1 protein-coding gene and 1 pseudogene are annotated in these 1,459 nt (G+C 68.4%); both read right to left on the bottom strand.

The annotated features are described in order from the left end of the window. Positions 1 to 937 (bottom strand): MCP four helix bundle domain-containing protein (locus tag AC06FP_RS16825; RefSeq protein ID WP_478076334.1); only part of this gene is annotated, 937 nt, incomplete at its 3' end. Positions 938 to 1,131: 194 nt separating this feature from the next. After that, positions 1,132 to 1,459 (bottom strand): annotated as a pseudogene (locus tag AC06FP_RS16830) (methyl-accepting chemotaxis protein); the annotation flags it as partial.

Here is a 1,459-nt window from a genome sequence, read left to right on the forward strand (position 1 = left end):
TGACGCGCAGCTTCACGCCGATGTGCTGGGCCACCAGCGCGTTGCTCTCCTCGACCATGCGCCGGTAGTCGCCGGCGAAGGGCGCCGCGTCGATGCGGTAGCTGATGATGCCGGCGTCGTGCTGGCGCGCCATCTCGCCCTGCGCGGCGATCACCGCCTGCACCTGGCGCTGCATGTGCTGCATGGCGCGCAGCAGGTCGGCGACTTCGTCCTTGCCGGACACATCGATGCTGTTGTCCAGGCGGCCGCCGGCGATGCCGTTGGCCACGCCCACCGCGCTGGCCAGCGGGCGGGTCAGGCTGCGGGTGATCAGCAGCGCCAGCAACGCGCCGAGCACGATGCTCAGCAGGCCGATGCCCAGCGACAGCCTGCCGGTCCAGCCCTCGATGGCGTTGTACTCGTCGCTGCTCTTGCGGGTCAGCGTTTCCTGGTGCCTGAGCAGGGCCGACAGGGCGTCGTTCCAGGCAGTGGCGCGCGTGGCCTGCTCGGTGAGCAGGACCTGCACGGCGGCATCGAAATCGCCGGCCTGCATGAAGTCGTCCAGCGCCTTGGTCGGCACGGCGGCGACGCGGCGGGCTTGCTCGATCCCGGCGACCATGCGGTCGCCGACCGCATCGCGCGGGATCCTGACGTACTGCTGCCAGATCTCGTCGTAGTGGGCGGTGAGCCTGTGCAGCTCCGCCTGGTCCTGGGCGAAGCCGTCGCCGCGCTTGAGCAGCATCAGGCGGCGGTCCCTGATGGCGGCGTTGTTGGTGTCGATCATGTCGTTCAACAGGCGCATCTTCACCATGTTGACGTTGGTCAGGTACTTGAACTGGTCCGACTTGAGCCGGTTTCCATACAGCACGATGGCCAGGATCGCGACGATGAGCAGCAGCACCAGGCCGAAGCCGATGGCAAGCCGCGATCCAACCTTCAGGTTCCTCAAGGTATCCATGTCAGTCCTTTGGTTTGGGTTTGCTGTGGATGCGGCGCTGCACCGGCTTCCTTGGTGGCGCTTTGAATCGGCAGGTGGGTCAGGCCGGCATCATGGGGTCATTCGGTTCTTGCCTTCATCGATCAAGGGATAGCGGTACTTCGGGAACAACGGGTTGCCACATGGACGCCGCCCCCATGCGGGGGCGGCGTGGATCAGAATTCCTGCCAGTCGCCCGCGTCGGCGGCCACCGCCTGGCGCGGCTGGGCGGCGGCCTTCGGAAGCGCCACCACGGGGCGGGCGACGGGGGCGCGGGCAACGGGACTGGTCGGCACCCTGGTGGTGCCCGGCCCGGCCGCGGTGGCGTGGGTCCGGAACTCCGCCACGGCCTCGGCCAGCAGGCGGGCCTGCTCCTCCATCGACCGCGCGGCGGCGGTGGCTTCCTCCACCAGGGCGGCGTTCTGCTGGGTGGTCTCGTCCATCTGGGTGACGGTCTGGTTGACCTGTTCGATGCCGGCGCTCTGTTCCTGCGAGGCCGCACTG

It is taken from the genome of Stenotrophomonas sp. Steno-Z2 (assembly GCF_056393235.1).